31 protein-coding genes are annotated in these 23,084 nt (G+C 64.5%); 27 read left to right on the plus strand and 4 right to left on the minus strand.

Going from position 1 to position 23,084, the window contains the following annotated elements:
- Positions 1-16: 16 nt before the first annotated feature.
- The 25 genes from rplB to RA164_RS04510 all read left to right on the plus strand — a co-directional run bounded on the left by rplB (position 17) and on the right by RA164_RS04510 (position 13,980).
- Positions 17-838: a 50S ribosomal protein L2 gene (gene rplB, locus RA164_RS04390; RefSeq protein ID WP_329742752.1), complete on the plus strand. Its 822-nt coding sequence runs from the start codon at positions 17-19 to the stop codon at positions 836-838.
- 12 nt (positions 839-850) lie between these two features.
- Positions 851-1,123 carry a 30S ribosomal protein S19 gene (gene rpsS, locus RA164_RS04395; protein WP_017461870.1) on the plus strand — a complete coding sequence of 91 codons (273 nt, stop codon included), beginning with the start codon at positions 851-853 and terminating at the stop codon, positions 1,121-1,123.
- 1 nt (position 1,124) lies between these two features.
- Complete coding sequence (gene rplV / locus RA164_RS04400; RefSeq protein ID WP_329742753.1) at positions 1,125-1,460, plus strand: 50S ribosomal protein L22; 336 nt, start codon at positions 1,125-1,127, stop codon at positions 1,458-1,460.
- Between the two features lie 16 nt (positions 1,461-1,476).
- Positions 1,477-2,226, plus strand: coding sequence for a 30S ribosomal protein S3 (gene rpsC, locus RA164_RS04405; RefSeq protein WP_329742754.1), 750 nt, complete (start codon positions 1,477-1,479; stop codon positions 2,224-2,226).
- An 11-nt stretch (positions 2,227-2,237) separates the two neighbouring features.
- The gene (gene rplP, locus RA164_RS04410; protein WP_329742755.1) at positions 2,238-2,651 is read left to right on the plus strand and encodes a 50S ribosomal protein L16; all 414 of its coding nucleotides are present in this window, start codon (positions 2,238-2,240) and stop codon (positions 2,649-2,651) included.
- Position 2,652: 1 nt separating this feature from the next.
- Positions 2,653-2,838, plus strand: a complete 186-nt coding sequence (gene rpmC, locus RA164_RS04415) for a 50S ribosomal protein L29 (protein ID WP_329742756.1) — start codon at positions 2,653-2,655, stop codon at positions 2,836-2,838.
- 12 nt (positions 2,839-2,850) lie between these two features.
- Entirely contained in the window at positions 2,851-3,111 is a 261-nt protein-coding gene (rpsQ, locus tag RA164_RS04420; RefSeq protein ID WP_329742757.1) for a 30S ribosomal protein S17, read from the plus strand.
- Positions 3,112-3,127: 16 nt separating this feature from the next.
- Positions 3,128-3,496 carry a 50S ribosomal protein L14 gene (gene rplN / locus RA164_RS04425; protein WP_008209963.1) on the plus strand — a complete coding sequence of 123 codons (369 nt, stop codon included), beginning with the start codon at positions 3,128-3,130 and terminating at the stop codon, positions 3,494-3,496.
- 16 nt (positions 3,497-3,512) lie between these two features.
- Positions 3,513-3,827, plus strand: a complete 315-nt coding sequence (gene rplX / locus RA164_RS04430; RefSeq protein ID WP_329742758.1) for a 50S ribosomal protein L24 — start codon at positions 3,513-3,515, stop codon at positions 3,825-3,827.
- Between the two features lie 8 nt (positions 3,828-3,835).
- Positions 3,836-4,378, plus strand: a complete 543-nt coding sequence (gene rplE / locus RA164_RS04435) for a 50S ribosomal protein L5 (protein ID WP_329743479.1) — start codon at positions 3,836-3,838, stop codon at positions 4,376-4,378.
- An 18-nt stretch (positions 4,379-4,396) separates the two neighbouring features.
- The gene (rpsN, locus tag RA164_RS04440; protein ID WP_329742759.1) at positions 4,397-4,702 is read left to right on the plus strand and encodes a 30S ribosomal protein S14; all 306 of its coding nucleotides are present in this window, start codon (positions 4,397-4,399) and stop codon (positions 4,700-4,702) included.
- A 222-nt stretch (positions 4,703-4,924) separates the two neighbouring features.
- On the plus strand, positions 4,925-5,320 hold the full coding sequence (gene rpsH / locus RA164_RS04445; RefSeq protein WP_329742760.1) for a 30S ribosomal protein S8: 396 nt from the start codon (positions 4,925-4,927) through the stop codon (positions 5,318-5,320).
- 10 nt (positions 5,321-5,330) lie between these two features.
- On the plus strand, positions 5,331-5,858 hold the full coding sequence (gene rplF, locus RA164_RS04450) for a 50S ribosomal protein L6 (protein ID WP_329742761.1): 528 nt from the start codon (positions 5,331-5,333) through the stop codon (positions 5,856-5,858).
- A gap of 24 nt (positions 5,859-5,882) precedes the next feature.
- A complete protein-coding gene (rplR, locus tag RA164_RS04455; protein ID WP_329742762.1) occupies positions 5,883-6,242 on the plus strand; it encodes a 50S ribosomal protein L18 in 360 nt (119 codons plus the stop codon).
- Between the two features lie 99 nt (positions 6,243-6,341).
- Positions 6,342-6,851 (plus strand): 30S ribosomal protein S5, encoded by a 510-nt coding sequence (gene rpsE, locus RA164_RS04460; RefSeq protein ID WP_329742763.1) that lies wholly within the window; start codon positions 6,342-6,344, stop codon positions 6,849-6,851.
- Positions 6,844-7,038 carry a 50S ribosomal protein L30 gene (rpmD, locus tag RA164_RS04465; protein WP_329742764.1) on the plus strand — a complete coding sequence of 65 codons (195 nt, stop codon included), beginning with the start codon at positions 6,844-6,846 and terminating at the stop codon, positions 7,036-7,038. The genes rpsE and rpmD overlap by 8 nt, the downstream gene beginning before the upstream one ends.
- A 5-nt stretch (positions 7,039-7,043) precedes the next feature.
- Complete coding sequence (gene rplO, locus RA164_RS04470; RefSeq protein ID WP_329742765.1) at positions 7,044-7,475, plus strand: 50S ribosomal protein L15; 432 nt, start codon at positions 7,044-7,046, stop codon at positions 7,473-7,475.
- A 6-nt stretch (positions 7,476-7,481) separates the two neighbouring features.
- Positions 7,482-8,804, plus strand: coding sequence for a preprotein translocase subunit SecY (gene secY, locus RA164_RS04475; RefSeq protein WP_329742766.1), 1,323 nt, complete (start codon positions 7,482-7,484; stop codon positions 8,802-8,804).
- Positions 8,805-8,930: 126 nt separating this feature from the next.
- Positions 8,931-9,287 carry a 30S ribosomal protein S13 gene (gene rpsM / locus RA164_RS04480; RefSeq protein ID WP_329742767.1) on the plus strand — a complete coding sequence of 119 codons (357 nt, stop codon included), beginning with the start codon at positions 8,931-8,933 and terminating at the stop codon, positions 9,285-9,287.
- A 15-nt stretch (positions 9,288-9,302) separates the two neighbouring features.
- Complete coding sequence (rpsK, locus tag RA164_RS04485; protein ID WP_007513384.1) at positions 9,303-9,689, plus strand: 30S ribosomal protein S11; 387 nt, start codon at positions 9,303-9,305, stop codon at positions 9,687-9,689.
- Positions 9,690-9,699: 10 nt separating this feature from the next.
- Entirely contained in the window at positions 9,700-10,326 is a 627-nt protein-coding gene (rpsD, locus tag RA164_RS04490; RefSeq protein ID WP_329742768.1) for a 30S ribosomal protein S4, read from the plus strand.
- Between the two features lie 16 nt (positions 10,327-10,342).
- Positions 10,343-11,341 (plus strand): DNA-directed RNA polymerase subunit alpha, encoded by a 999-nt coding sequence (locus RA164_RS04495; protein ID WP_329742769.1) that lies wholly within the window; start codon positions 10,343-10,345, stop codon positions 11,339-11,341.
- A gap of 205 nt (positions 11,342-11,546) precedes the next feature.
- The gene (gene rplQ / locus RA164_RS04500; RefSeq protein ID WP_329742770.1) at positions 11,547-11,933 is read left to right on the plus strand and encodes a 50S ribosomal protein L17; all 387 of its coding nucleotides are present in this window, start codon (positions 11,547-11,549) and stop codon (positions 11,931-11,933) included.
- A 170-nt stretch (positions 11,934-12,103) separates the two neighbouring features.
- Positions 12,104-12,625, plus strand: a complete 522-nt coding sequence (locus tag RA164_RS04505) for a disulfide bond formation protein B (RefSeq protein WP_329742771.1) — start codon at positions 12,104-12,106, stop codon at positions 12,623-12,625.
- Complete coding sequence (locus RA164_RS04510; RefSeq protein ID WP_329742772.1) at positions 12,622-13,980, plus strand: class II 3-deoxy-7-phosphoheptulonate synthase; 1,359 nt, start codon at positions 12,622-12,624, stop codon at positions 13,978-13,980. Before RA164_RS04505 ends, RA164_RS04510 begins: the two co-directional genes overlap by 4 nt.
- Positions 13,981-14,068: 88 nt before the next feature.
- Here the strand turns inward: RA164_RS04510 and RA164_RS04515 are convergent, their stop codons facing one another.
- From RA164_RS04515 to RA164_RS04530, 4 genes are read right to left on the minus strand one after another with little or no spacing between them, the layout of a single operon-like run.
- Positions 14,069-14,605, minus strand: coding sequence for a mismatch-specific DNA-glycosylase (locus tag RA164_RS04515; RefSeq protein ID WP_329742773.1), 537 nt, complete (start codon positions 14,603-14,605; stop codon positions 14,069-14,071).
- A complete protein-coding gene (locus tag RA164_RS04520; protein ID WP_329742774.1) occupies positions 14,589-15,284 on the minus strand; it encodes a Dph6-related ATP pyrophosphatase in 696 nt (231 codons plus the stop codon). The genes RA164_RS04515 and RA164_RS04520 overlap by 17 nt, the downstream gene beginning before the upstream one ends.
- A gap of 32 nt (positions 15,285-15,316) precedes the next feature.
- Positions 15,317-16,756, minus strand: coding sequence for a sensor histidine kinase (locus RA164_RS04525; protein ID WP_329742775.1), 1,440 nt, complete (start codon positions 16,754-16,756; stop codon positions 15,317-15,319).
- Positions 16,753-17,418, minus strand: a complete 666-nt coding sequence (locus RA164_RS04530; RefSeq protein WP_329742776.1) for a response regulator transcription factor — start codon at positions 17,416-17,418, stop codon at positions 16,753-16,755. The genes RA164_RS04525 and RA164_RS04530 overlap by 4 nt, the downstream gene beginning before the upstream one ends.
- A 126-nt stretch (positions 17,419-17,544) precedes the next feature.
- Here RA164_RS04530 and rng point away from each other — a divergent pair, with 126 nt between their 5' ends.
- On the plus strand, positions 17,545-19,029 hold the full coding sequence (rng, locus tag RA164_RS04535) for a ribonuclease G (protein WP_329742777.1): 1,485 nt from the start codon (positions 17,545-17,547) through the stop codon (positions 19,027-19,029).
- Between the two features lie 21 nt (positions 19,030-19,050).
- Complete coding sequence (locus RA164_RS04540; protein WP_329742778.1) at positions 19,051-23,049, plus strand: YhdP family protein; 3,999 nt, start codon at positions 19,051-19,053, stop codon at positions 23,047-23,049.
- The last annotated feature ends 35 nt before the right edge of the window (positions 23,050-23,084 follow it).

A 23,084-nucleotide genomic window follows, 5' to 3' on the forward strand; every position in this document is an offset into this window, starting at 1 on the left:
CCAGGAGTTTCGTGAGATGGCACTAATCAATCACAAGCCGACCTCGCCGGGCCGTCGCGACGCGGTAAGCGTCCGCACCGAAGGCCTGCACAAGGGCGCGCCGTATGCGCCGCTGGTCGAGTCCCAGTCCAAGACCGGTGGCCGCAACCACTTCGGCCGTATCACCACGCGTCATCGCGGTGGCGGCCACAAGCAGCATTACCGCATCATCGACTTCAAGCGCGACAAGGAAGGCGTTGCCGCCAAGGTCGAGCGCATCGAATACGATCCGAACCGCACCGCGCACATCGCGCTGCTGTGCTACGCCGATGGCGAGCGTCGTTACATCATCGCGCCGAAGGGTGTGGTGGTCGGCGATCGTCTGGTCTCGGGTCGTGATGCACCGATCAAGGCCGGCAACAGCCTTCCGCTGCGCAACATTCCGGTTGGTTCGACCATCCACTGCATCGAGATGAAGCCCGGCAAGGGCGCCCAGATCGCTCGCAGTGCCGGTGCCTCGGTCCAGTTGGTTGCGCGCGAGTCCGGTTACGCCACGCTCCGTCTGCGTTCCGGCGAAATGCGCCGGGTGCCGGTCGAGTGCCGCGCCACCATCGGCGAAGTCGGCAATTCCGAGCACAGCCTGAAGAAGCTGGGCAAGGCTGGTGTGAAGCGCTGGATGGGTATCCGCCCGACCGTGCGCGGTGTGGTGATGAACCCGGTCGACCATCCGCACGGCGGTGGTGAAGGCCGTACCTCCGGTGGCCGTCATCCGGTCAGCCCGTGGGGCACGCCGACCAAGGGCTACAAGACCCGCAACAACAAGCGCACGCAGCAGTTCATCGTGCGTCGTCGCAAGTAACAGGAAACCGACATGCCGCGTTCATTGAAGAAAGGTCCCTTCGTCGACCTTCACCTCGTGAAGAAGGTGGAAGCTGCGGTTTCCGCCAACAACAAGCGCCCGATCAAGACCTGGTCGCGTCGCTCGATGATCCTGCCGGAAATGGTGGGACTCACCATCGCCATCCACAACGGTCGCCAGCACGTGCCGGTGCTCGTCAACGAGAACATGGTCGGGCACAAGCTCGGCGAGTTCGCGGTGACCCGCACCTTCAAGGGCCACGGCGGCGACAAGAAGGGCAAGTAAGATGAGCACCGAAGCCAAAGCGATCCTGCGCAGCGCCCGCATCTCGGCGCAGAAGGCACGCCTGGTGGCTGACCTGGTCCGCGGCATGCCCGTGGGCCGCGCCAGCGACGTGCTCCAGTTCACCAACAAGAAGGCTGCCCACCTTGTCCGCAAGGTGCTGCTGTCTGCCGTCGCCAACGCCGAGAACAATCTCGGCGCCGATGTCGACGACCTGAAGGTGTCCCGCATCTTCGTGGACGAAGGTCCGGCGATGAAGCGCATGTATGCCCGTGCAAAGGGCCGCGGTTCGCGGATCCTGAAGCGCACCAGCCACATCACTGTCGTCGTTGGCGACTGACTGAGGATAGAAGACGATGGGTCATAAAGTTCACCCCACCGGTATCCGCCTCGGCATTGCCAAGGACTGGAACTCGAAGTGGTATGCCAACAAGGGCGAGTACGCCCAGTACCTCGCGGCTGACCTGAAGGTCCGCGAGATGCTGCGCAAGAAGCTGGCCCAGGCCGGTATCTCGAAGATCCAGATCGAGCGTCCGGCCAAGACCGCCCGCGTGACGATCCACACCGCCCGTCCGGGCGTGGTGATCGGCAAGAAGGGCGAGGATATCGAGAAGCTGCGCAAGGAAGTCTCGGACATGATGGGCGTTCCGGCGCACATCAATGTCAACGAAGTGCGCAAGCCCGAGCTCGACGCGCAGCTGGTCGCCGAGTCGATCGCGCAGCAGCTGGAGCGCCGCATCATGTTCCGTCGCGCCATGAAGCGTGCGGTGGGCAATGCGATGCGTCTGGGCGCGCTGGGTATCAAGATCAACGTTTCCGGTCGTCTGAACGGTGCCGAGATCGCCCGCTCCGAATGGAGTCGCGAAGGCCGCGTGCCGCTTCACACCCTGCGTGCCGACATCGACTACGGTTTTGCCGAGGCGAAGACCACCTACGGCATCATCGGCATCAAGGTGTGGGTCTACAAGGGCGAGATCTTCGACATGGCGCAGGTTGGCCAGGAGTCGAAGGACGAGCAGTCGCAGCCGCGCCGCGAAGGTGGCGAAGGTCGTCGTGAAGCGCGTCGCGAGGGCGGTGAAGGCCGCCGCGAGCGGACGGCGAAGTAAGGAGAGTTGCCATGCTGCAACCCAAGCGAACCAAATACCGCAAGCAGTTCAAGGGCCGTAACGACGGTCTGGCGCAGTGCTCGAACCTTGTCAGCTTCGGCGAATACGGGCTGAAGGCGACCACTCACGGCCAGCTCACCGCTCGCCAGATCGAGGCCGGTCGTCGTTGCATCACCCGTTTCGTCAAGCGTGGCGGCAAGCTGTGGATCCGCGTGTTCCCGGACAAGCCGATCACCAAGAAGCCGATCGAAGTCCGAATGGGCGCCGGTAAGGGTGGCGTGGAGTTCTGGGTCGCCCCGATCCAGCCCGGCCGCATGCTTTATGAAATCGAGGGTGTCGACGAGATCACGGCGCGCGAGGCGTTCCGCCTGGCTGCCGCCAAGCTCTCGGTACAGACCCAGTTCGTGACCCGGGCGGTGATGTGATATGGCTATCAAAGATCTGACCACCAAGTCGGCCGAAGAGCTGAAGCAGCATCTGCTGGACCTGCGCAAGGAGCAGTTCAACCTGCGCATGCAGAAAGGTTCCGGCCAGCTCAGCCAGCCGCACCAGCTGCGCCGCGTTCGGCGTGACATCGCCCGCACGAAGTTCGTGCTCGGCGGCAAGAAGTAAGGGACGGCGGACATGAGCGAGAACAACAAGCAGGCACGTACCCTCGAGGGTCGTGTCATCAGCAACAAGATGGACAAGACGGTTACCGTTCTGATCGAGCGCCAGGTGCAGCACAGCCTGCTCGGCAAGATCGTTCGCCGTTCCACCAAGCTCCACGCGCAGGACGAAATGGGCGCGAACGAGGGCGACGTGGTACGCATTGCGGAGTGCCGTCCGCTGTCCAAGACCAAGCATCACCGCGTGATCGAGATCATCACGCGCGCGAACGTCTAACGGAGAGGGTGCAGACATGATCCAGATGCAAAGCACGCTTTCCGCAGCGGACAACAGCGGTGCCAAGGAACTGATGTGCATCAAGGTGCTCGGTGGCTCCAAGCGCCGTTACGCCGCGATCGGTGACGTGATCAAGGTCGCCGTGAAGGATGCCATTCCCCGTGGCAAGGTGAAGAAGGGCGAGGTCTACAACGCCGTGGTGGTTCGTACTGCCAAGGGTGTACGTCGTCCCGATGGCTCGCTGATCCGTTTCGACGGCAATGCAGCGGTGCTCCTCAACAACAAGCTCGAGCCGATCGGCACCCGTATCTTCGGGCCGGTGACGCGTGAGCTGCGCAGCGAGAAGTTCATGAAGATCGTCTCGCTCGCGCCCGAAGTGCTCTGAAGCGGAGACTGAACCCATGAACCGTATCCGCAAGGGCGATCAGGTCATCGTGATCGCCGGCAAGAACAAGGGCCAGCGTGGTGACGTGCTCCGCGTTGCAGGCGAGCGTGTGTTCGTCGCAAACGTGAACCTGGTCAAGCGCCACACCAAGGCCAATCCGCAAGCCAACCAGCCCGGCGGAATCGTCGAGCGTGAGGCTTCGATCCATATCTCCAATGTACAGCTGTTCAACTCCGCCACCGGCAAGGGTGAGCGCGTGGGTGCCAAGACGCTTGAAGATGGGCGCAAGGTCCGCGTGTTCCGCTCCAGTGGCGAAGTGGTGGACGCGTAAGGAACACGATCATGACGCGCCTTGAAAAATTCTACAAAGACCAGGTAGTTGCGAAGCTCACCGAGAAATTCGGCTACCAGAACGTGATGCAGGTTCCCCGCATCACCAAGATCACGCTGAACATGGGCGTGGGCGAAGCCGCGGGCAACAAGAAGGTGCTCGAGAACGCCGTTGCCGACATGGCCAAGATCTCCGGCCAGAAGCCGGTGACGACCAAGGCGCGCGTGTCTGTCGCCTCGTTCAAGATCCGTGACGGCTGGCCGATCGGCTGCAAGGTGACCCTGCGCCGTGCCCAGATGTGGGAATTTCTGGATCGCCTGATCAACATCTCGCTGCCCCGCGTCCGCGACTTCCGCGGCGTGTCGGGTCGCGCCTTCGACGGCCGCGGTAACTACAACTTCGGCGTGAAGGAACAGATCATCTTCCCGGAAATTGATTTCGACGCCGTCGACGCGATGCGTGGTATGGATATCGCCATTACCACCACCGCGAAGAGCGACGAAGAAGCCAAGGCGTTGCTGGAAGCCTTCAGCTTCCCGTTCCGCAACTGATTACGCGAGAGAGAAACCATGGCAAAGACCTCGATGGTCAACCGCGATATCAAGCGGACCAAGCTCGTCAAGAAGTACGCTGCCAAGCGTGCCGAACTGAAGGCGATCGTGCTGAGCGCCACCGCTTCGTATGACGAAAAGATGGACGCGCAGGGCAAGCTGCAGAAGCTGCCGCGTGATGCCAGCCCGGTGCGTCAGCGCAACCGTTGCGCCCTGACCGGTCGTCCGCGCGGTGTCTACAGCAAGTTCGGCCTTGGCCGCAACAAGCTGCGCGAAGCCACTATGCGTGGCGACGTGCCCGGCCTGCGCAAGGCCAGCTGGTAACAAACCTGTCCCGGTGCCGGACAGACTCCGTTCTGTCCGATCCTGGCCCACCGACGGACCGCGGTCCGTCGGTGGAAGCAATCGCAAGCCCCGGTATTCGCCAAAACCCGGAAAGCCTGTTATAGTCGTCCGTCTGCGTAAGGCGGGTACGTCGTCTTGCGGGCATACAATCCAATTGATCTCCGGTTTTTCGGATATCGGTGCACTCTGAAGGATGTTTTCATGAGCATGACTGATCCCATCGCCGACATGTTTACGCGCGTCCGCAATGCCCAGCTCACGGGCAAGAAGACCGTAAGCATGCCGTCCTCGAAGCTGAAGCTGGCCATCGCCAGCCTGCTGAAGAACGAGGGCTATATTCTCGACGCCCAAGCCTCCGACCTGGAAGGCAAGCCGGTGCTCGAAATCAAGCTGAAGTACTTCGAAGGCCGTCCGGCCATCGAGAGCATTTCCCGTGTTTCCCGCTCGGGCCTGCGCGTCTACCGCGGCAAGGACGAGCTGCCGAAGGTGCTCGGCGGTCTGGGTATCTCGATCATCTCGACTTCCGCCGGTCTGCTGACCGATGCGCAGGCCCGTGCCAAGGGTCTGGGCGGCGAAGTCATCGGCCAGGTCGCTTAAGGAGTCGACGATGTCTCGTGTTGCCAAAATGCCGATTTCCCTGCCCAAGGGCGTGGAACTCAAGGTCGCCGACGATGGCATTACCGTGAAGGGCCCGAAGGGCGCGCTGTCGACGCATGTCCTGCCGGGCGTGTCGGTTGTCGTGAATGATGGTGTCGCCAGCATTTCGCTCGCCGAAGGTGCCGATGACAAGTTCGGTGGTACCGCGCGTGCGCTGATCGCCAACATGGTCAAGGGCGTGTCCGACGGCTACGAGCGCAAGCTCGAGCTGGTGGGCGTCGGTTACCGTGCTTCCATGCAGGGCAAGGCGCTGAACCTGAGCCTGGGCTATTCGCACCCGGTGGTGTTCGATGCGCCGGAAGGGATCAGCCTGGAAACCCCGACGCAGACCGAAGTGCTTATCAAGGGTGCCGACAAGCAGCGCGTGGGCGAAGTGGCGGCGAAGATCCGCAGCTTCCGTCCGCCGGAGCCCTACAAGGGCAAGGGCGTGCGCTACGCCGGCGAGAAGATCTCCCTGAAGGAAGCCAAGAAGGCCTAACGGTCGATCCGCTTCGAGGAATTTATGACGATGAACAAGAACGAATCCCGTCTGCGCCGCGCCAAGGCCACCCGTTCCCACATCCGCAAGCTCGGTGTGGCCCGTCTGTCGGTGCATCGCACCGGTCAGCATCTTTACGCCCAGGTGTTCGACGCCGCTGGCGAAAAGGTGGTTGCCGCTGCCTCGACCGTGCAGAAGTCGATCTCCGACGGCCTCAAGGGCACCAAGAACCTGACCGCGGCCGCGGCCGTGGGCAAGGCGGTGGCCGAGCGTGCGCTGGCTGCCGGTGTCGAATCCGTGGCGTTCGACCGCTCCGGTTTCCGCTATCACGGTCGCATCAAGGCTCTGGCCGACGCGGCTCGTGAAGCCGGCCTGAAGTTCTGATGCTGTGGCGCCCTGTGGGGCGCCAACTGAAATACCTACAACTCCAAGCGGCTCAGCCGCAAGCAAAGTCCCGGGCTGTCCGGGCACATGGAAAAAAGCATGTCCTCTAACGATCGCGAAAATTCGGACGGCCTGCTCGAGAAGCTGATTGCCGTCAACCGCGTGGCCAAGACCGTGAAGGGTGGCCGCCAGATGAGTTTCACCGCGCTGACCGTGGTCGGCGATGGCGAAGGCAAAGTTGGCTTTGGCTATGGCAAGGCACGTGAAGTGCCGGTTGCCATCTCCAAGGCGATGGAGCGTGCGCGCCGCAACATGGTGAACATCGATCTCAACAACGGCACCCTGTGGTACGCCATCAAGGCCAACCACGGTGCGGCCCGCGTCTACATGCAGCCGGCTGCCGAAGGTACCGGCGTGATCGCTGGCGGTGCCATGCGCGCCGTGCTGGAAGTGGTCGGCGTGAAGAACGTGCTGGCCAAGGCCGTCGGTTCGCGCAACCCGATCAACCTGGTGCGCGCCACCATCAAGGGCCTGCAGGCGATCGCCTCGCCGAAGCAGATCGCCGCCAAGCGTGGCAAGACCGTGGAAGAGGTGCTGGGCCATGGCTAAGCAGAACGAAGCCGCCACCGTGCGCGTGCGCCTGGTCAAGGGCCTGCGCGGTGTGCAGAACCGTCATCGTCTCAGCGTCAAGGCGCTGGGTCTGAACAAGCTCAACGACGTCCGTGAACTGAAGGACAGCCCGCAGGTGCGTGGCCTGATCAACACGGTCTACTACCTGGTCCGGGTCGAGGAGTAAGCATCATGCGTCTGAATGACATCAAGCCGGCCGAAGGTTCGCGCAAGTCGCGTCTGCGCGTCGGTCGCGGTATTGGCTCGGGCCTGGGCAAGACGGCCGGTCGCGGCCACAAGGGTCAGCATGCCCGTGCCGGCGGTACCCACAAGTTCGGTTTCGAAGGCGGTCAGATGCCGCTGCAGCGTCGTCTGCCGAAGGTCGGCTTCCGCTCCAAGAAGAAAGCCGAGAGCCAGCAGGTATTCCTGTACCAGCTTGCCAACCTGAAGGCCGACGTGATCGACGTGGTCGTGCTGCATCAGGCTGGCCTGATCGACAGCCATGCCAAGAAGGTCAAGGTCGTCGCCAAGGGCGAGATCGGCCGTGCGGTGAAGCTTTCCGGCCTGCTTGCGACGGTCGGCGCCAAGGCGGCCATCGAGGCTGCCGGCGGCAGCGTGGAGTAATCGGCGGTGCCGGCAGCCAAGGGCAAGTTGCCTGGAACCACCGGAAAGCTGACGGAGCTTCGTCAGCGCATCCTGTTCGTGATCGGTGCACTGATCGTGTACCGGCTCGGCTCGTTCATTCCGGTGCCGGGTGTCAACCCGGACGCGATGACCCGACTCGTCGGACAGAGCGGTGGCCTGCTGGACATGTTCAACATGTTCTCGGGTGGTTCGCTGGGGCGTTTCTCGGTCTTCGCGCTGGGCGTGGTGCCTTACATCTCCGCGTCGATCGTGGTGCAGATGATGGGGTCGGTGATCCCGAGTCTGCAGGCTCTCAAGAAAGAGGGTCAGGCTGGCCAGCGTACGCTGACCATGTACACCCGCTTCGGCACGGTGGGGTTGTCGGCCTTCCAGGCTTTCGGCATCTCGATGGCGCTGATGAAGCAGTCCACTGGCGGCATGCCGGTCGTCTACATGCCCGGTTATGGCTTCGTGCTGTCGGCGGTGGTGGGTCTGACTGCCGGCTCCATGTTCCTGATGTGGCTGGGTGAGCAGATGACCGAGCGCGGTATCGGCAACGGTATCTCGCTGCTGATCTTCGCCGGTATCGTGGCGGGTCTTCCCGGTGCGGTTGCCCATACTCTGGGCATGGCGAACAACGGCGAGCTTTCGGTGCTGATGCTGATCATGGTCGTGGCTGCGGTGCTGGTGGTGACGGCGTTCGTGGTCTTCGTGGAGCGCGCGCAGCGACGCATCACGGTGAACTACGCGCGGCGTTCCGGCGGCCAGCGGGCCTACATGAACCAGACATCGCACCTGCCGCTCAAGATCAACATGTCGGGCGTGATCCCGCCGATCTTCGCATCGAGCCTGTTGATGTTCCCGGCGACCGCGGCCACCTGGTTCGGTGCCGGTCATCAGGCGCGCTGGCTTCAGGACATGACCCAGATGCTGTCTCCCGGTGAGCCGGTCTGGGCGCTGATCTATGCAGTACTGGTGATCACGTTTGCCTTCTTCTACACCGCGATTGTGTTCAATTCGGAAGAGACGGCAGACAACCTCAAGCGTTCGGGTGCGCTGATTCCGGGTATCCGACCAGGCCGTTCCACGGCGGAGTACATCGATGCCGTGATGACGCGTCTGACCGGGGTCGGGGCACTGTATCTGGTGCTGGTCTGCCTGGTGCCGACGTTCATGCAGAGCTACTGGCATGTTCCGTTCTATTTCGGTGGCACCTCATTGCTGATCGTGGTTGTGGTGGTGATGGACTTCACGGCGCAGATCCAGGCGCATTTGGTCAGTCATCAGTACGAAGGTCTGCTCAAGAAGGCCAATCTGCGCCGCGGTTGAATGGCGGACGGCTAGGCCAAATCGGGGAGTACGCGGTGCCTGGGTACCGCAGGGCTTTCCTGTCAAGGTAATTCAGGTTAAAATTGCGCGTTTACCGCGCACGAAACGCATCGGAGAAAGTACATCATGGCGCGCATCGCGGGTGTCAATTTGCCGGTCCACAAGCATGTGTGGGTTGGCCTGCAAAGCATTTACGGCATTGGCCGTAGCCGGGCCAAGAAGGTCTGTGTGGACGCTGGCGTGGTTCCCACCACGCCGATCAAGTCGCTTAGCGAAGGCGAGGTGGAGAAGATCCGCCACGAAATCGCCAAGTATGTCGTCGAAGGTGACCTGCGCCGTGAAGTGGGCATGGCCATCAAGCGCCTGATGGATCTGGGGTGCTATCGGGGCCTGCGTCATCGTCGCGGCCTGCCGGTGCGCGGCCAGCGCACGAAGACGAACGCACGTACCCGCAAGGGTCCGCGTCGCGCCATCAAGAAGTAACAGGTATTTATTCTCATGGCTAAGCCGGTCAAGACCAAGAAGAAGATCAAGCGCGTTGTCACGGATGCCGTGGCCCACGTGCAGGCCTCCTTCAACAACACCATCGTCACCATCACCGACCGTCAGGGCAACGCTCTGTCGTGGGCGACTGCGGGCGGCGCGGGTTTCCGCGGTTCGCGCAAGTCGACCCCGTTCGCAGCCCAGGTGGCCGCCGAGAAGGCTGGCCGTGCTGCGGGCGACTACGGTGTGAAGACCGTGGAAGTGCGTATCAAGGGCCCGGGTCCGGGTCGCGAGTCGGCGGTTCGTTCGCTGAACGCACTGGGCTACAAGGTCCTCAACATCATTGACGTCACGCCGATTCCGCATAACGGCTGCCGTCCCCCCAAGAAGCGTCGAGTCTAAGGAGTTACCCATGGCCCGTTATCGTGGAGCTACCTGCAAGCTCGCCCGCCGCGAGGGTGCTGACCTCAGCCTGAAGAGCCCGGCCCGCGCGCTGGACTCCAAGTGCAAGCTGGAAAACAAGCCCGGACAGCATGGCGTCAACAAGCGCATGCGCTTGTCCGACTACGCCGTGCAGCTGCGTGAAAAGCAGAAGGTCAAGCGTATCTACGGCGTGCTCGAGCGTCAGTTCAGCAACTACTACGCCAAGGCGTCGACCCTCAAGGGCAACACTGGTGAAAACCTGCTGCGCCTGCTCGAAAGCCGTCTGGACAACGTCGTCTATCGCATGGGCTTTGCGGTCACCCGCGCCCAGGCTCGCCAGCTGGTTGCCCACAAGGCAGTGCTGGTCAATGGCAAGAAGGTGAACATTCCGTCGTACCAGGTCAAGCCGGGTGACGAGATTGCACTCACCGAGCGCGCCCGCACCCAGCTGCGCGTGCAGGAAGCAGCGACCGTGTTCGACACCATGGACCTTCGTCCGTCGTGGGTGGAAGTCGACGCCAAGAAGTTCGCCGGTACGTTCAAGGCCCTGCCTGATCGTGGCGACCTGCCGTCCGACATCAATGAAGCCCTGATCGTCGAGCTTTACTCGAAGTAATCTACCGGAGCCTTGCATGGCAGTTTCGTCAACTAGCGTGCTGCGGCCTCGCGGCCTCAGCGTCGAGCAGCTTGGAGCCAACCATGCACGGGTGGTGGTCGAGCCGCTTGAGCGTGGCTTTGGCCACACCCTGGGCAACGCGCTGCGTCGCGTGCTGCTCTCGTCGATCCCCGGCAGCGCCATCATCGAAGTTGAAATCGATGGCGTGCTGCATGAGTACACCACGCTCGAGGGTCTTCAGGAGGACGTCATCGAAGTCCTGTTGAACCTCAAGGACGTGGCTATCCGCCAGCACACCGGCGATGAAGTCACCCTGACTCTTTCGAAGAAGGGCAAGGGTGTGGTCACCGCTGGCGACATCACCGTGGATCACACGGTCGAGATCATCAATCCCGAGCACGTGATCTGCCACCTGACCAAGGACATCGCCCTCAACATGCGTCTGCGTGTGCGTCGCGGCGTCGGCTACCAGCCGGCCAGCGCGCGTCAGCACCCCGACGACGAGGCTCGCCCGATCGGTCGTCTGCAGCTGGATGCGTCGTTCGCTCCGGTGCGCCGCGTGGCCTACGAGGTGGATGCGGCCCGTGTGGAACAGCGCACCAACCTCGACAAGCTGGTGCTGGACATCGAGACCAACGGCACCATCGGTGCGGAAGACGCAGTACGCAAGGCTGCCGAGATCCTCAACGATCAGCTGTCGGTGTTCGGTGACTTCTCGCGCCGCGAGAGCGCCACCGAGAAGGCGGAGAAGAGCGGTTTCGATCCGCTGCTGCTGCGCCCGATCGACGACCTGGAACTCACAGTTCGTTCGGCGAACTGCCTCAAGGCCGAGAGCATCTACTACATCGGCGATCTGGTGCAGAAGACCGAGGTCGAGCTGCTGAAGACGCCGAACCTCGGCAAGAAGTCCCTGACCGAAATCAAGGACGTTCTGGGCAGTCGCGGCCTGGCACTGGGCATGAAGCTGGAGAATTGGCCGCCGCCGGGTCTCTCGCACGGCATGCAGCTGGGTTGATCAAGCCGGGTCGCGCTCCCATTGGGGCACGACCCAAGCAAGACAGCGGTCCGGGCGCCCATGGTGTCCGGATCGTGCAACAGGCGGCCCCTCCGGGCTGCGCTCTTCACAGAGCCCGTTCTGACAGGGCTCTTACAAGCGGGTAACCGCGGAAGGCCGGACACATGAGCCGGTCTTTCATAACAACAGACAGAGAGTATTTGCCATGCGCCACATGAAATCCGGACGCAAGTTCAACCGGACCAGCAGCCACCGCGAAGCGATGTTCAAGAACATGGCCTCGTCGCTGTTCAAGCACGAACTGATCCGCACCACGCTGCCGAAGGCCAAGGAACTGCGCCGCATCGCCGAGCCGCTGATCACCCTGGCCAAGACCGATGGCGTTGCCAATCGTCGCCTTGCCTTTGCGCGTCTGCGCGACAAGGAAGCCGTGGGCAAGCTGTTCGTCGAGCTGGGGCCGCGCTACCGCGAGCGTCCCGGTGGTTACCTGCGCATCCTCAAGTGCGGCTACCGCGTCGGTGACAATGCGCCGATGGCCTATGTCGAACTGGTCGATCGTCCGCAGGCTGCCGAAGCCGTCGACGCCGAGTAAGTCGGCCGAGTAAATCGGCATTGCGCCGGATGCCTCATTGCATCCAGACAAGACCCCGCCAGGGCAACCGGGCGGGGTTTTTGCTTTCACGACGGTAGCGCACGTGTGATGCTGACAGCGTTGTGGCAAGCGGTTAATGTCGTGTTTTCCACCAAGCAAGTCGTTACCCGATGAATCCTCTGCGCTGGTCGTACCGTGTCAGTTTCCTCGCCGGTTTCCTGGTCTGTGCCGGGCTGATCGGGTTCGCACTCTACGCCCAGTACGTGATGATGATGGACCCGTGTCCGCTCTGTATCCTCCAGCGCGTCGCATTCATCGCACTGGGTCTGGTGTTCCTGGTGGGGGGGCTGCACGCACCGCGTAACTGGGGGCGCTGGGTATACGTGGGGCTGCTGGTGCTGGTCGCGCTGGTTGGCGTGGGCATTGCCAGCCGCCACCTGTGGATACAGTCGCTGCCGCCGGACCAGGTGCCCAGCTGCGGAGCGCCGCTCGGCTACATGCTGGAGACGCGTGCCAGCAACGGCGGGTTGATCGGGGTGCTGGCCAAGGTGCTGACCGGTTCGGGCGAGTGCGCACGGGTGCAGTCGATCCTTGGCCTGCCGATGCCGCTGTGGTCGCTGATCTGGTTCGTGCTGCTAGGGTTGTGGTCGCTGCGTGCCGGATGGCGCCGTTCGACAGGGACGCGGACATGAGTACGTCAGTGCAGGACCAAAGCTGGTCGCCATCGTCCTGGCAGCGCCGCGAGGCCTTGCAACAGCCGCGATACGAAGATGCGCAGGAGCTGGCTGAAGCCACCGCGCGCCTGGCCGAGCTGCCGCCACTGGTGACGTCCTGGGAAGTGCTGGCACTGAAGCAGGCACTGGCGGAAGCACAGGATGGGCGGCGCTTCCTGCTGCAGGGTGGGGATTGCGCGGAAAGTTTTGCCGACTGTTCCAGCCCGGTCATTTCCAACCGTCTCAAGGTGCTGCTGCAAATGAGCCTGGTGCTGGTGCACGGGCTGAAGAAACCGGTGCTGCGCGTCGGCCGTTTCGCCGGCCAGTACGCCAAGCCGCGTTCGGCCGATACCGAGACCCGCGATGGCGTGACCTTGCCCAGCTTCCGTGGCGACGTGGTCAATGGTCCCGATTTCACGCCGGCCGCGCGCCGTGCCGATCCTCAGCGCTTGCTGCGCGCGCATTCACATTCCGCACTCACGATGAACTTCGTGCGTGCGCTGATCGACGGTGGCTTCGCCGACCTGCATCACCCCGAGTATTGGGACCTGGCCTGGGTCGAGCACTCGCCGCTGGCGGCCGAGTACCGGCACATGGTCACCGGCATCAGCGATTCGCTGCGCTTCATGGAGACCCTGGCGGGCTCGGTCGCGGGCTTCAGCAAGGTGGATTTCTTCACCTCGCACGAGGCGCTATTGCTGCACTACGAGCAGGCCCTGACCCGGCAGGTGCCGCGTCATGAGGGCTGGTTCAACCTGTCCACCCATTTTCCGTGGATCGGCATGCGCACGGCGGCTCTTGACGGTGCCCATGTGGAGTACTTCCGCGGCATCCGCAACCCGATCGCGGTGAAGGTAGGACCGTCGGTGACGCCGGACCAGTTGCTGCCGCTGATCGAGGCCCTCAACCCCGACGACGAGCCTGGTCGGTTGACCCTGATCCACCGGATGGGCAATGCCGGCGTTGCCAAGGCGCTGCCGCCGCTGCTGGAGGCGGTGAAGCGCGAGGGGCGCCGGGTGCTGTGGGTCGCCGACCCGATGCACGGCAATACCGAGAGCACGTCGAACGGCTTCAAGACACGCCGCTTCGACAATATCCGCGGCGAGCTGGACCAGGCTTTCGACATCCATGCAGCTGCCGGCACGCGTCTCGGCGGCGTTCATCTGGAGCTGACCGGCGAGAACGTCACCGAATGCCTGGGCGGTGCACGTGATCTGTCCGAGGCGGACCTGCAACGTGCCTACAAGTCGATGGTCGACCCCCGCCTGAACTATGAGCAGTCACTCGAGCTGGCCATGCTGATCGTGCGCAAGTCGAGCGCGACCGGTCACTGACCGCGCATGGGCCAGGCCCGGAACGCGACCCGGCGTGGTGTTGAGCGATACGAACGGCCACCGTCCTGCCGGCCACTCTCGGTAGCGGTTACCCCGTGTGTGACTGCTCAGTGCGTGCGGCAATATACGCGTCGGCCAGCGCGCGCCATGGCTCAAGGCTCCAGTGCCCGCGCGCCTGGCCCGATGGCGAGGGCAGCACGAACAGGCGGGTGTCGCCGATACGCTCGTCCTGCTGGCCGTAGCGCGATACGTGGCGGCCGAGTGCGGTCCGTGCCGCGTTCTTGCTGGTGAAGGCCAGCAGGCGCGGTGCGAAGCGCTCGATCTTGGCGACGAGTGCGGGCACGTCGAAGGCGTCGCGGGGCAGCTCGTTGTCGTTGCCGCTGTGGCGCTTGGCCAGGTCGGTCAGCCCGATGCCGTGTTCGGGTAGCCGCGGAAACTCCAGCGGGACGAACAGCCGCGGAGTCAGTCCCGCCTCGAACAATGCGCGCCAGAACAGGTTGCCTGGATGGGCGTAGTAGGCGTGTTCGGCGGCGGAGCGCCTGCCGGCAGCGGTGCCGCAGAAGACCAGTGCCAACCCCGGACACAGCACGTCCGGCAGAATCGGCGCCTCAGTTGTGCGTGGCATCGCCGGCAAGCAGGAAGTCGGTGAACTGGAAGCGGTCATCTCGCAATACCGATTCACCCCGCAGCAGGTCCAGGGGGCGACGGAACATCGGGCCGCCGAAGCTCAGTGTATGGAATTCGCCGCGTTCGCCGCAGGGATCGACACCGGCAGGCAAAGTGTCGAGCAGCGTGTTGTCGAATTCACGTCCGCAGTAACTGGCGTCGAGCTGCTGGGTGTCCACGCAGCACAGGTGGGCACGGTGACCTTCGCGGGCGAAGCGGCGGGCCAGCGCAGCCGTATCCTCGCCCCACAGCGGGAACACCGCATGCCAGTCGGCACGGCCGAGCTGGCGGATCCGATAGTCGCGCACGTCTTCCAGAAACAGGTCGCCGAAGGCGCAGTGCCGCAGGCCGGGCCAGCGCTGTTCGGCCTCCTGCAGCGCAGCGGCATGTGCCGCCTCGTAGGCTTCGTTGCTGCCGGGCCAGTCCATCCCGACCTCGATCAGCGGCAAGCCCAGTTCGGTGGCCTGGGCCAGCAGGATGTCGTGGCGCACGCCGTGCATGGCGATGCGTCCGTAGGTACGGTTCACCGTGGTGAGCAGGCCCACCAGGTGCCATTGCGGATCGGCCTGCAGGCGTTGCAAGGCCATCAGGCAGTCCTTGCCGCCGCTCCAGGCAAGGAGGATAGGTGTTGGGTTCATCGCTGCACTCTAACCCGAGCGACGCACGGGATTCAGTAGTCGCCGTCCATATGGCGCACGCGGCGCAGGATCGACTGCAGGCGCCCCTCGGACAATTGGTACTCCAGTTGCAGCTGCATGGCCTGCGCGGCGGCACGGGCCAGCGCGAGGCCGAGGCCGGCATGCCCCGAGTGCGTGGGTTGCTTGCGCCAGAAGCGCTGGCCGAAATGGACGAGGTCGCTTTCGTCCAGATTGGGGGCGGCGTTGTCGACCGTGATGGAGGTTTCGTCGATACGCACGACCACGGTGTCGCCGGCGCTGGCGTAATGGCAGGCGTTGCCGAGCAGGTTGCCGAGCACGACCTCGAGCAGGGCCGGGTCGATCTGCCATGCCGCGGTGACCTTCGTGATGCGTTCCAGACGCAGGGTGATGTCGCGTTCGCGCGCGACGCTTTCGTGGCGCTGCAGCAGGCGTTCGATCTGGGCGGTCGGGTCCTGCGCCTTGAAGTGCGCCTGTTCCAGTCCGGACTGCAGACGGGTCAGCAGCAGCAGCGCATTGACCGTGTTCTCCAGTTCGGTACCGATGGTGCCCAGTTCGGTCAGCAGGTCGGGTAGGGGGCGGCCGCTGGGGTAGCGTGTTTCCACCTCGCACATCACGCGCAGTTCGGCCAGCCGGGTGCGCGTTTCGTGCGCCAGTCCGCTGGCGAACTGGCGCTCGCGTGCGAGGCCGTCGTCCATGCGTGCCAGCACCTCGTTGAAGCGGGCGACCAGCGGATCCAGCTCGTACATGCCGGTGGGAGCCAGTCGTCGCCCCGGTTCGTGCGGGCCGATGTCGCCCATGCGGTCGCCGAGACGGCCGAGCGGGCGGAGTCCGCGCCGCACGATGAGCGGGACCGCGAGCAAGGCGATCAGCAGAGCCAGCAGCGGGCCGACGACGAGAATCCCGTCGACGCTCAGCATGATGTCGTCGAGCCGACCGCGGTCCTGCATCAGCAGCAGGCGGCAGTCGCGCGAGATGATGTGCTTGCTGGTGCGCCAGCGCTGCTCGCGCTCCGCGCGGGTATGCCCCCAGCCTTCGCCCAGTGGCATGCGGAAGGCACGCATGGTCCAGCCCATGTGCCGGCCGTCGGCCAGTAGCAGTTCGCCGATCTGCGGCTGCATGCCGGCGGCGGCCGGCCAGCCGGGCGGATAGCCGGGGGGCGGGTTGCGGCTCTGGTCGAGTTCGCGGCCGCCGCAACGGATGTCGTAATGGATGGCCGCGTCGCCCAGCAGTCCGGCGGACAGCCAGGCGGCATTGTCGGGCTCGACGTGCCAGGGCTCGAGTTCCATCGAGGCGGCCAACGCCTGCGATTGCAGCTCCAGCCCCTGATAGAAGCGCAGCTTCAGCTGGTGGTCCACCAGGTGGTCCATCACCAGCGAGCCACCGGCAAACACCAGCAGGCTGGTCGCCAGCAGTAGCAGCGTGATCCGCCAGGACAGCGATCGCCACTTCATGGAATCAGGTAGCCGGCGCCGCGGCGCGTCTCGATGAGTCCGTCCATGTCGACGGCATCGAGTTTGCGACGCAGGCCATGTACCAGCACTTCCACGCTGCGGTCGGAGGCCTCGCTGTCGCTGCCGGCCAGGCGTTCCAGGATGGCGACCCGGCTGAATACGTGGCCCCGGTGGCGTAGCAGCAGCGTCAGCAGGGCGAATTCGCGCGGCGTCAGCGGGATCGGCTGGCCATGGGCGGTGGCTTCGTGTGCGCTCTGGTTCAGGCTGAGCGCTCCGGCTTCGATGATGTCGGGCTGGGTTTCCGGTGGCCGGCGCGCCAGGGCCTGCAGCCGGGCTACCAGTTCGTCGAACGAGAATGGCTTGACCAGATAGTCGTCGGCGCCGGTATTCAGGGCCTCGATGCGGTCGCTGACCTGGTCGCGGGCCGACAGCACCAGCACACGGGGGCGCGGGCCATGCGCGGGCAGGCTGCGCAGCACGCCGATACCGTCCAGTCGCGGCAGCATCAGGTCGAGCACGACCAAGTCGTACGCATAGGTTTGCAGCAGGCCACGGGCCTCGATGCCGTCGGCGCAGGCATCCACCGTGAAACCGGCGCCACGCAGACCGTGCTGCAGCGTGTCACGCAGGCGTTTCGAGTCCTCGACCAGCAGCAATTTCATCGCGCTACTTTACGTGATCACGGACCGCTTCCGGCAGAGGGGGGCCAACGGTGTCGGCTGTGCGCTGCGCATCGACAGTCCGCTCGCCCAGCCGCTATAAAGGTCGTTATCGATTTGGAGTAGCCGGTGAGTGAAGAGATCCTGATCAATGTCACGCCGCGTGAGACGCGCGTAGGAGTGGTCGAAAACGGCATGCTGCAGGAAGTGCACGTCGAACGTGCCTCCCGTCGCGGTTATGTCGGCAACGTCTACAAGGGGCGCGTGCAACGGGTGATGCCGGGCATGCAGGCGGTGTTCGTGGATATCGGCCTGGAGCGGGCGGCCTTCCTGCACGCGTCGGATATCGTGCGGCCGCCGCAGCCGGAAGGCACCGACGGCAATGGCCATGGCAACGGCAACGGGCACGTGCCTTCGATCAGCGAGCTGGTGCACGAGGGCCAGGAAATCGTCGTGCAGGTGGTCAAGGACCCGATCGGCACCAAGGGCGCGCGGCTGTCGGCACACCTGTCGATTCCGTCGCGCTACCTGGTGCTGCTGCCGTACGCGCGCACGCTCGGCATCTCGGCGAGGATCGAGGACGAGGACGAGCGGCAGCGCCTGAAGGACGTACTGACGCCGCTGGTCGGGGACAACCCGCTGGGCTACATCGTTCGCACCAATGCCGAAGGACAGAGCGCCGAATCGCTGGCCTTCGACGTGACCTACCTGGGCAAGGTATGGCGGGTGGTGCAGGAAAACATCGCCAGGGCGAGCGTGGGCGAGCGCGTGTACGAAGAGCTCTCGCTGCCGCTGCGCAGCCTGCGCGACCTGCTCACCGACGGCATCGAGAAGGTGCGCGTGGATTCGCGCGAAACCTGGGAAAAGGTCACCAAGTTCGTGCACAAGTTCATGCCGAGCCTGGACGACCGCGTCGAGCACTACGACGGCGAGCGCCCGATCTTCGACCTGTACGGTGCCGAGGACGAGATGCAGCGCGCACTGCGCAAGGAAGTGCCGCTGAAGTCCGGTGGCTACCTGATCGTCGACCAGACCGAGGCGATGACCACCATCGACGTCAACACCGGCGGCTATGTGGGGTCGCGCAACCTGGAAGAGACTGTCTACCGCACCAATCTGGAGGCCGCGCAGGCCGCCTCTCGGCAGCTGCGCCTGCGCAACCTGGGCGGCATCGTCATCATCGACTTCATCGACATGGTCGACGAGGAGCACCGGCGCCAGGTCCTGCGCATGCTGGAAAAAGGCCTGGCACGGGACCATGCCAAGACCACGGTCTACCCGATGTCGGCGCTGGGCCTGGTCGAGATGACCCGCAAGCGCACCACCGAGAGTCTGGAGCGCCAGCTGTGTGAGCCGTGTCCGGCCTGTTCCGGCCGCGGCACGCTGAAGACCGCCGAAACGGTCACGTACGAGATTTTCCGCGAGATTACCCGGGCCGTGCGCCAGTTCGACGCCGAGCAGCTGCTGGTGATGGCCAGCCCCAGCGTGGTCAACCGCATCCTCGAGGAAGAGTCGGCCGCGGTCGCCGAACTGGAAGAGTTCATCTCCAAAAGCATACGCTTCCAGGCCGAAGAGCATTATTCACAGGAACAGTTTGATGTTGTCCTGCTTTGAACCCGGCGGGGATGGTCGGGCGTGACCCCCACATGGCGACGCCGCCTGCATCGCGGCATGCGGGCGCTGGGCTGGATGGCCGGCGTGATGGTGATCATGCTGGCCCTTTCTGCTGCGCTGGCCCAGCTGCTGCTGCCATTGCTGGCGCGTCACCCGCAGTGGGTGGCGAAGCAGCTCAGCGAACGGCTTCATCGTCCGGTCAGCTTCAGTGCGCTGGACGGGCGCTGGCAGCCCTCGGGACCGTTGTTCGTGATGCGCAACCTCACCGTGGGAGTGGCGAAGGGACAGGGCGGCAACCCGCTGCATATTCCCGAGGCCGGACTCAAGCTTGATTTCGGCGGCTGGCTGCTGCCGTCGCGGCACTTCCTCAACCTGCGCGCACGCGGCCTGCAGCTCGACATCAGTCACGATGCCGACGGTTCCTGGCACGTCAACGGCATCGGCGTGGCCGGTGGTCATGGCCGTCAGCCGACGTCATTCGGAAACCTGTCGCTGGGCGTGCGGCTGGACGACCTGCGGCTGGACATCGCCGACGCGCGGACCGGCAAGCATTACGCACTGATCGCCGATGCGCTCCGGTTGAGCCGCCAGGGTGATCATGTCCGCGTCGGTGCTTTGCTGCATCGCGAAGACGCGGCGGGCATTGTTCATGGTGCCGGTGATTTTCGCGACGACGGCAGCGCCGGACGGCTCTGGCTTTCCGCCAGCAAGGCCGACCTGCACCAGCTTCTGGACGGCATCGACCTGGGCGGTTACGCGGTGCAGGCCGGCTACGGCAGCGTGTCCGCTTGGCTGGACTGGCGGCACGACAAGGTGGTGCGCAGTGTCGCCACGCTGGAATTGACCGACGTGGTGGTGCGCACGCCGTCGGGCAGCCGCGCCAGTGTGCCGTCGGTACACGGCGAGGCCGAGCTGAGTGGTCTCGAAGACGGCTATGCGGTGCGCTGGGTTGGCGACGACGGTGCAGCCCTGGTGCTGGACATGCATCGCGCAGGTTCGCCGCAGGCCAATGTCCAGGCGGCCGGCCGTAATGTGCGGCTCGCGCCTCTGGTGCCCTGGCTGGCACTGGTCCCCAGATTGCCGACGGCGCTGGCGGCCTGGCTGGGCGAAGGGCATCCGCATGGCCTGATCCAGGACGTGACGCTGCGCTGGAATCGTGCCGACGGCCTGCAGGCGTTGCATGCCGATTTCAACGACCTGGGCATCGACCCAGTCGGCACCCTGCCTGGGGTGGACCATCTGCAGGGTACCTTGCGGGGCGATGCCGAGGCGGTCTCGCTGGAGTTGCCGGACCAGGCCGTCACGCTGAGTTTTCCGCACATGTTCCGCAAGCCGTTCGTGATGGCGAAGCTTGGGGGCACGTTGGCATCCTGGCACACCGGTGGCAACCGGCATATCGGCATCGCTGGACTGGACTTTCAGGGCGAAGGATTTGCCGGCAACGCACGCGGCCAGATCGAGCTGCATGATGCCGGCGGCCCGCCATTCCTCGATCTGTACGCCAACGTGACCCATGCCGATATCACCGCCGCCAAGCTGTTCTGGCCGGTCGACAAGATGTCGCCCGGCGCCGTGAAATGGCTGGATGATGCGCTGGTCAGCGGCACGCTGGACCATGCCGATGTGCTGGTGCATGGCGATCTGAAGGACTGGCCGTTCCGCCACAACGAAGGGCGTTTCGAGGCGCATGCGGAAGTCAGCAACCTGGTCTTCGACTACGGCAAGGAGTGGCCGCAGGCGCAGGGCGTGCATGCCACGGTCGACTTCATCGATAGCGGCATGCTGGTGCAGGCCGATGCGGGGCAGTCGCTCGGCGTCAAGACGAGCAAAGTCATTGCGCTGATTCCAGATTTTTCGCACGGCACGCTGGACCTGAATGTCAGCGGCGGCGGACCGGCTTCCAGCCTGCTCAACTTCGCGCGCAAGAGCCCGATCGCCAGCCGTGAGGCCGACGTGCTTTCCAAGCTGAAGCTGGGGGGCAGCGGCCGCTTCGATTTCCATCTTTCGATGCCGCTGCATGACGTGAAGGATTTCATCCTCAATGGCGAGGCGACGCTCAGTCACGTCGATGCCTCGAATGCCGACTGGGGTCTGCAGCTCGGGCAGATGAGCGGGCCAGCCACGTTCGACGGACATGGTTTTCACGCCGGCCCGCTGAGCGGCAGCTTCCGCGGCGAACCGTCCACGCTCGACTTGGCGGTCGCCGGGGCCACCGGTGACCCCTCGACCTTGTTCGCCGCCAGCTTGAGCGGAAACTACAGCGTGGACGAACTGCTGCAGGGCTACCCGCAGCTGACCTGGCTGGGCAAGGTGGCACACGGCCGCAGTGCGTTCACCATCGGCTACGACATTGCGCGGCCGGCGACCGGTAGCGGGCCCGATACGCAGACCATGACGATCGACTCGCCGTTGATCGGGGTCGCGCTGGATTTCCCGGCGCCGCTGAAGAAGGCCGCGTCCGCTATCGACATGCCGATGCATCTGTCGATGAGCCTGCCGGTGGCCGGTAGCGATCTGCAGCTGGCGCTGGGCGACGTGCTGCGGGCGCGTATCCGCCTGCCGGCGAACCAGCAGCCCAACCAGCAGCCCTTGGCTGCAAACCTCGCTTTCGGCACCCAGATGCCGACGGTCGACAGCCTGCCAGCCAGCGGGCTGCGCATCCGCGGTCGGGCCGAACGGCTGGACGTGACTGGTTGGGTGCAGTACGCCGCATCTGGCCATGGCGGCAACGGGCCCGCGCTGGAAACCCTCGATATCGATGCGGCGAATGCGGACATTTTCGAGCGTGATTTCGGCAACATGCACATCCATGCCAGCCCGAAGGGCGACACGCTGGCGATCGATGCGCAGAGCAAGACGCTGGCGGGCCATTTCGATGTGCCCACCACGCAATTGAACAAGCGCGGGATCACGGCGCGGCTGAAGCGGCTGTACTGGCCGCGGGAAAACTTCGCCAAGGACGCCAAGGGGGCGGAGGTTCCCGTCGTCGATCCGGCGGATACCGGCATCGACCCTGGCGCCATCCCGCCGCTGCACATGGTCGTGGGCGACCTGCGCCTGGGGGCAGCACGGTTGGGTCAGGCGCGTCTGGAGACGTGGCCCACCCCCCATGGCATGCATATCGACCAGTTGCGCGCGCTCTCGCCACGGGTGCAGGTGACCGCCACCGGCGACTGGGACGGCACGGCCGCCAGCAGCCACACTCATATGCGGATCGACTTTGCCGCGGACAACCTCGGCGACATGCTCAACGACTTCGGTTTCGACAATATTTTCAGCGGCGGCAAGACGCGCGACCAGCTGGATGCGACCTGGCCCGGCGCGCCCTCGTCGCTGGCATTGGCCAACATGGACGGAAAGCTCAGTGTCGAGGTCAGCAACGGTCGCATTCCGGACGTGGCGCCTGGCGTGGGGCGGTTGTTCGGGCTGGTTTCGCTGGGCGAACTGCCGCGACGCCTGTCGCTGGACTTCGGCGACGTGTTCGGCAAGGGTCTGGGCTTCGATTCGATCACCGGCGATTTCACGCTGGCCAACGGCAACGCTACGACCCGCAATCTGAAGATCCACGGACCCGCCGCGGAAATCAGTGTCACCGGTCGCACCGGCCTGCGCGCTCGCGACTATGACCAGATCGTCACGGTCATCCCGCACGTGGGCAACAGCTTGCCGGTGGTCGGCGCGGTGGTCGGCGGGCCGGTCGGGGCGGCTGCCGGGCTGGCCGTACAGGGCTTGCTCGGCAAAGGCCTGAACCACGTCGCCATGCGTCGCTACCACGTCACCGGGAGCTGGGCGAAGCCGGTGATGAAACTGATCGATACCAGCGACATTCCGCAGTCCGGGGCTCCGCAGCCCGGAGCTGGCCCCAAGACACCCGCCAACGTACCTGCCAGGACACCTGCGAAGCCAGCCCGGCCCGCTTCGCCGGCCAGTCGCCATGCGGCTGCGCGTTCGATGCCTGCGAAACCTTCCACCGCCAGATCGATGCCGGCTGCAGCGGCATCCGCACCCGGCCGGCCGTGACCGCGGCCGGGCCCGGGCTTTAAGCTTGGCGTTTA

It is taken from the genome of Dyella sp. A6 (assembly GCF_036320485.1).
GTDB classification, from domain to species: domain Bacteria; phylum Pseudomonadota; class Gammaproteobacteria; order Xanthomonadales; family Rhodanobacteraceae; genus Rhodanobacter_A; species Rhodanobacter_A aluminiiresistens.

What these genes read in the sequence shown, in the direction of transcription:
- rplB (WP_329742752.1), top strand. Translation starts at nt 17, where the DNA reads ATGGCACTAATCAATCACAAGCCGACCTCGCCGGGCCGTCGCGACGCG.
- rpsS (WP_017461870.1), top strand. Translation starts at nt 851, where the DNA reads ATGCCGCGTTCATTGAAGAAAGGTCCCTTCGTCGACCTTCACCTCGTG.
- rplV (WP_329742753.1), top strand. Translation starts at nt 1,125, where the DNA reads ATGAGCACCGAAGCCAAAGCGATCCTGCGCAGCGCCCGCATCTCGGCG.
- rpsC (WP_329742754.1), top strand. Translation starts at nt 1,477, where the DNA reads ATGGGTCATAAAGTTCACCCCACCGGTATCCGCCTCGGCATTGCCAAG.
- rplP (WP_329742755.1), top strand. Translation starts at nt 2,238, where the DNA reads ATGCTGCAACCCAAGCGAACCAAATACCGCAAGCAGTTCAAGGGCCGT.
- rpmC (WP_329742756.1), top strand. Translation starts at nt 2,653, where the DNA reads ATGGCTATCAAAGATCTGACCACCAAGTCGGCCGAAGAGCTGAAGCAG.
- rpsQ (WP_329742757.1), top strand. Translation starts at nt 2,851, where the DNA reads ATGAGCGAGAACAACAAGCAGGCACGTACCCTCGAGGGTCGTGTCATC.
- rplN (WP_008209963.1), top strand. Translation starts at nt 3,128, where the DNA reads ATGATCCAGATGCAAAGCACGCTTTCCGCAGCGGACAACAGCGGTGCC.
- rplX (WP_329742758.1), top strand. Translation starts at nt 3,513, where the DNA reads ATGAACCGTATCCGCAAGGGCGATCAGGTCATCGTGATCGCCGGCAAG.
- rpsN (WP_329742759.1), top strand. Translation starts at nt 4,397, where the DNA reads ATGGCAAAGACCTCGATGGTCAACCGCGATATCAAGCGGACCAAGCTC.
- rpsH (WP_329742760.1), top strand. Translation starts at nt 4,925, where the DNA reads ATGAGCATGACTGATCCCATCGCCGACATGTTTACGCGCGTCCGCAAT.
- rplF (WP_329742761.1), top strand. Translation starts at nt 5,331, where the DNA reads ATGTCTCGTGTTGCCAAAATGCCGATTTCCCTGCCCAAGGGCGTGGAA.
- rplR (WP_329742762.1), top strand. Translation starts at nt 5,883, where the DNA reads ATGACGATGAACAAGAACGAATCCCGTCTGCGCCGCGCCAAGGCCACC.
- rpsE (WP_329742763.1), top strand. Translation starts at nt 6,342, where the DNA reads ATGTCCTCTAACGATCGCGAAAATTCGGACGGCCTGCTCGAGAAGCTG.
- rpmD (WP_329742764.1), top strand. Translation starts at nt 6,844, where the DNA reads ATGGCTAAGCAGAACGAAGCCGCCACCGTGCGCGTGCGCCTGGTCAAG.
- rplO (WP_329742765.1), top strand. Translation starts at nt 7,044, where the DNA reads ATGCGTCTGAATGACATCAAGCCGGCCGAAGGTTCGCGCAAGTCGCGT.
- rpsM (WP_329742767.1), top strand. Translation starts at nt 8,931, where the DNA reads ATGGCGCGCATCGCGGGTGTCAATTTGCCGGTCCACAAGCATGTGTGG.
- rpsK (WP_007513384.1), top strand. Translation starts at nt 9,303, where the DNA reads ATGGCTAAGCCGGTCAAGACCAAGAAGAAGATCAAGCGCGTTGTCACG.
- rpsD (WP_329742768.1), top strand. Translation starts at nt 9,700, where the DNA reads ATGGCCCGTTATCGTGGAGCTACCTGCAAGCTCGCCCGCCGCGAGGGT.
- RA164_RS04495 (WP_329742769.1), top strand. Translation starts at nt 10,343, where the DNA reads ATGGCAGTTTCGTCAACTAGCGTGCTGCGGCCTCGCGGCCTCAGCGTC.
- rplQ (WP_329742770.1), top strand. Translation starts at nt 11,547, where the DNA reads ATGCGCCACATGAAATCCGGACGCAAGTTCAACCGGACCAGCAGCCAC.
- RA164_RS04505 (WP_329742771.1), top strand. Translation starts at nt 12,104, where the DNA reads ATGAATCCTCTGCGCTGGTCGTACCGTGTCAGTTTCCTCGCCGGTTTC.
- RA164_RS04510 (WP_329742772.1), top strand. Translation starts at nt 12,622, where the DNA reads ATGAGTACGTCAGTGCAGGACCAAAGCTGGTCGCCATCGTCCTGGCAG.
- RA164_RS04515 (WP_329742773.1), bottom strand. Translation starts at nt 14,605, where the DNA reads ATGCCACGCACAACTGAGGCGCCGATTCTGCCGGACGTGCTGTGTCCG.
- RA164_RS04520 (WP_329742774.1), bottom strand. Translation starts at nt 15,284, where the DNA reads ATGAACCCAACACCTATCCTCCTTGCCTGGAGCGGCGGCAAGGACTGC.
- RA164_RS04525 (WP_329742775.1), bottom strand. Translation starts at nt 16,756, where the DNA reads ATGAAGTGGCGATCGCTGTCCTGGCGGATCACGCTGCTACTGCTGGCG.
- RA164_RS04530 (WP_329742776.1), bottom strand. Translation starts at nt 17,418, where the DNA reads ATGAAATTGCTGCTGGTCGAGGACTCGAAACGCCTGCGTGACACGCTG.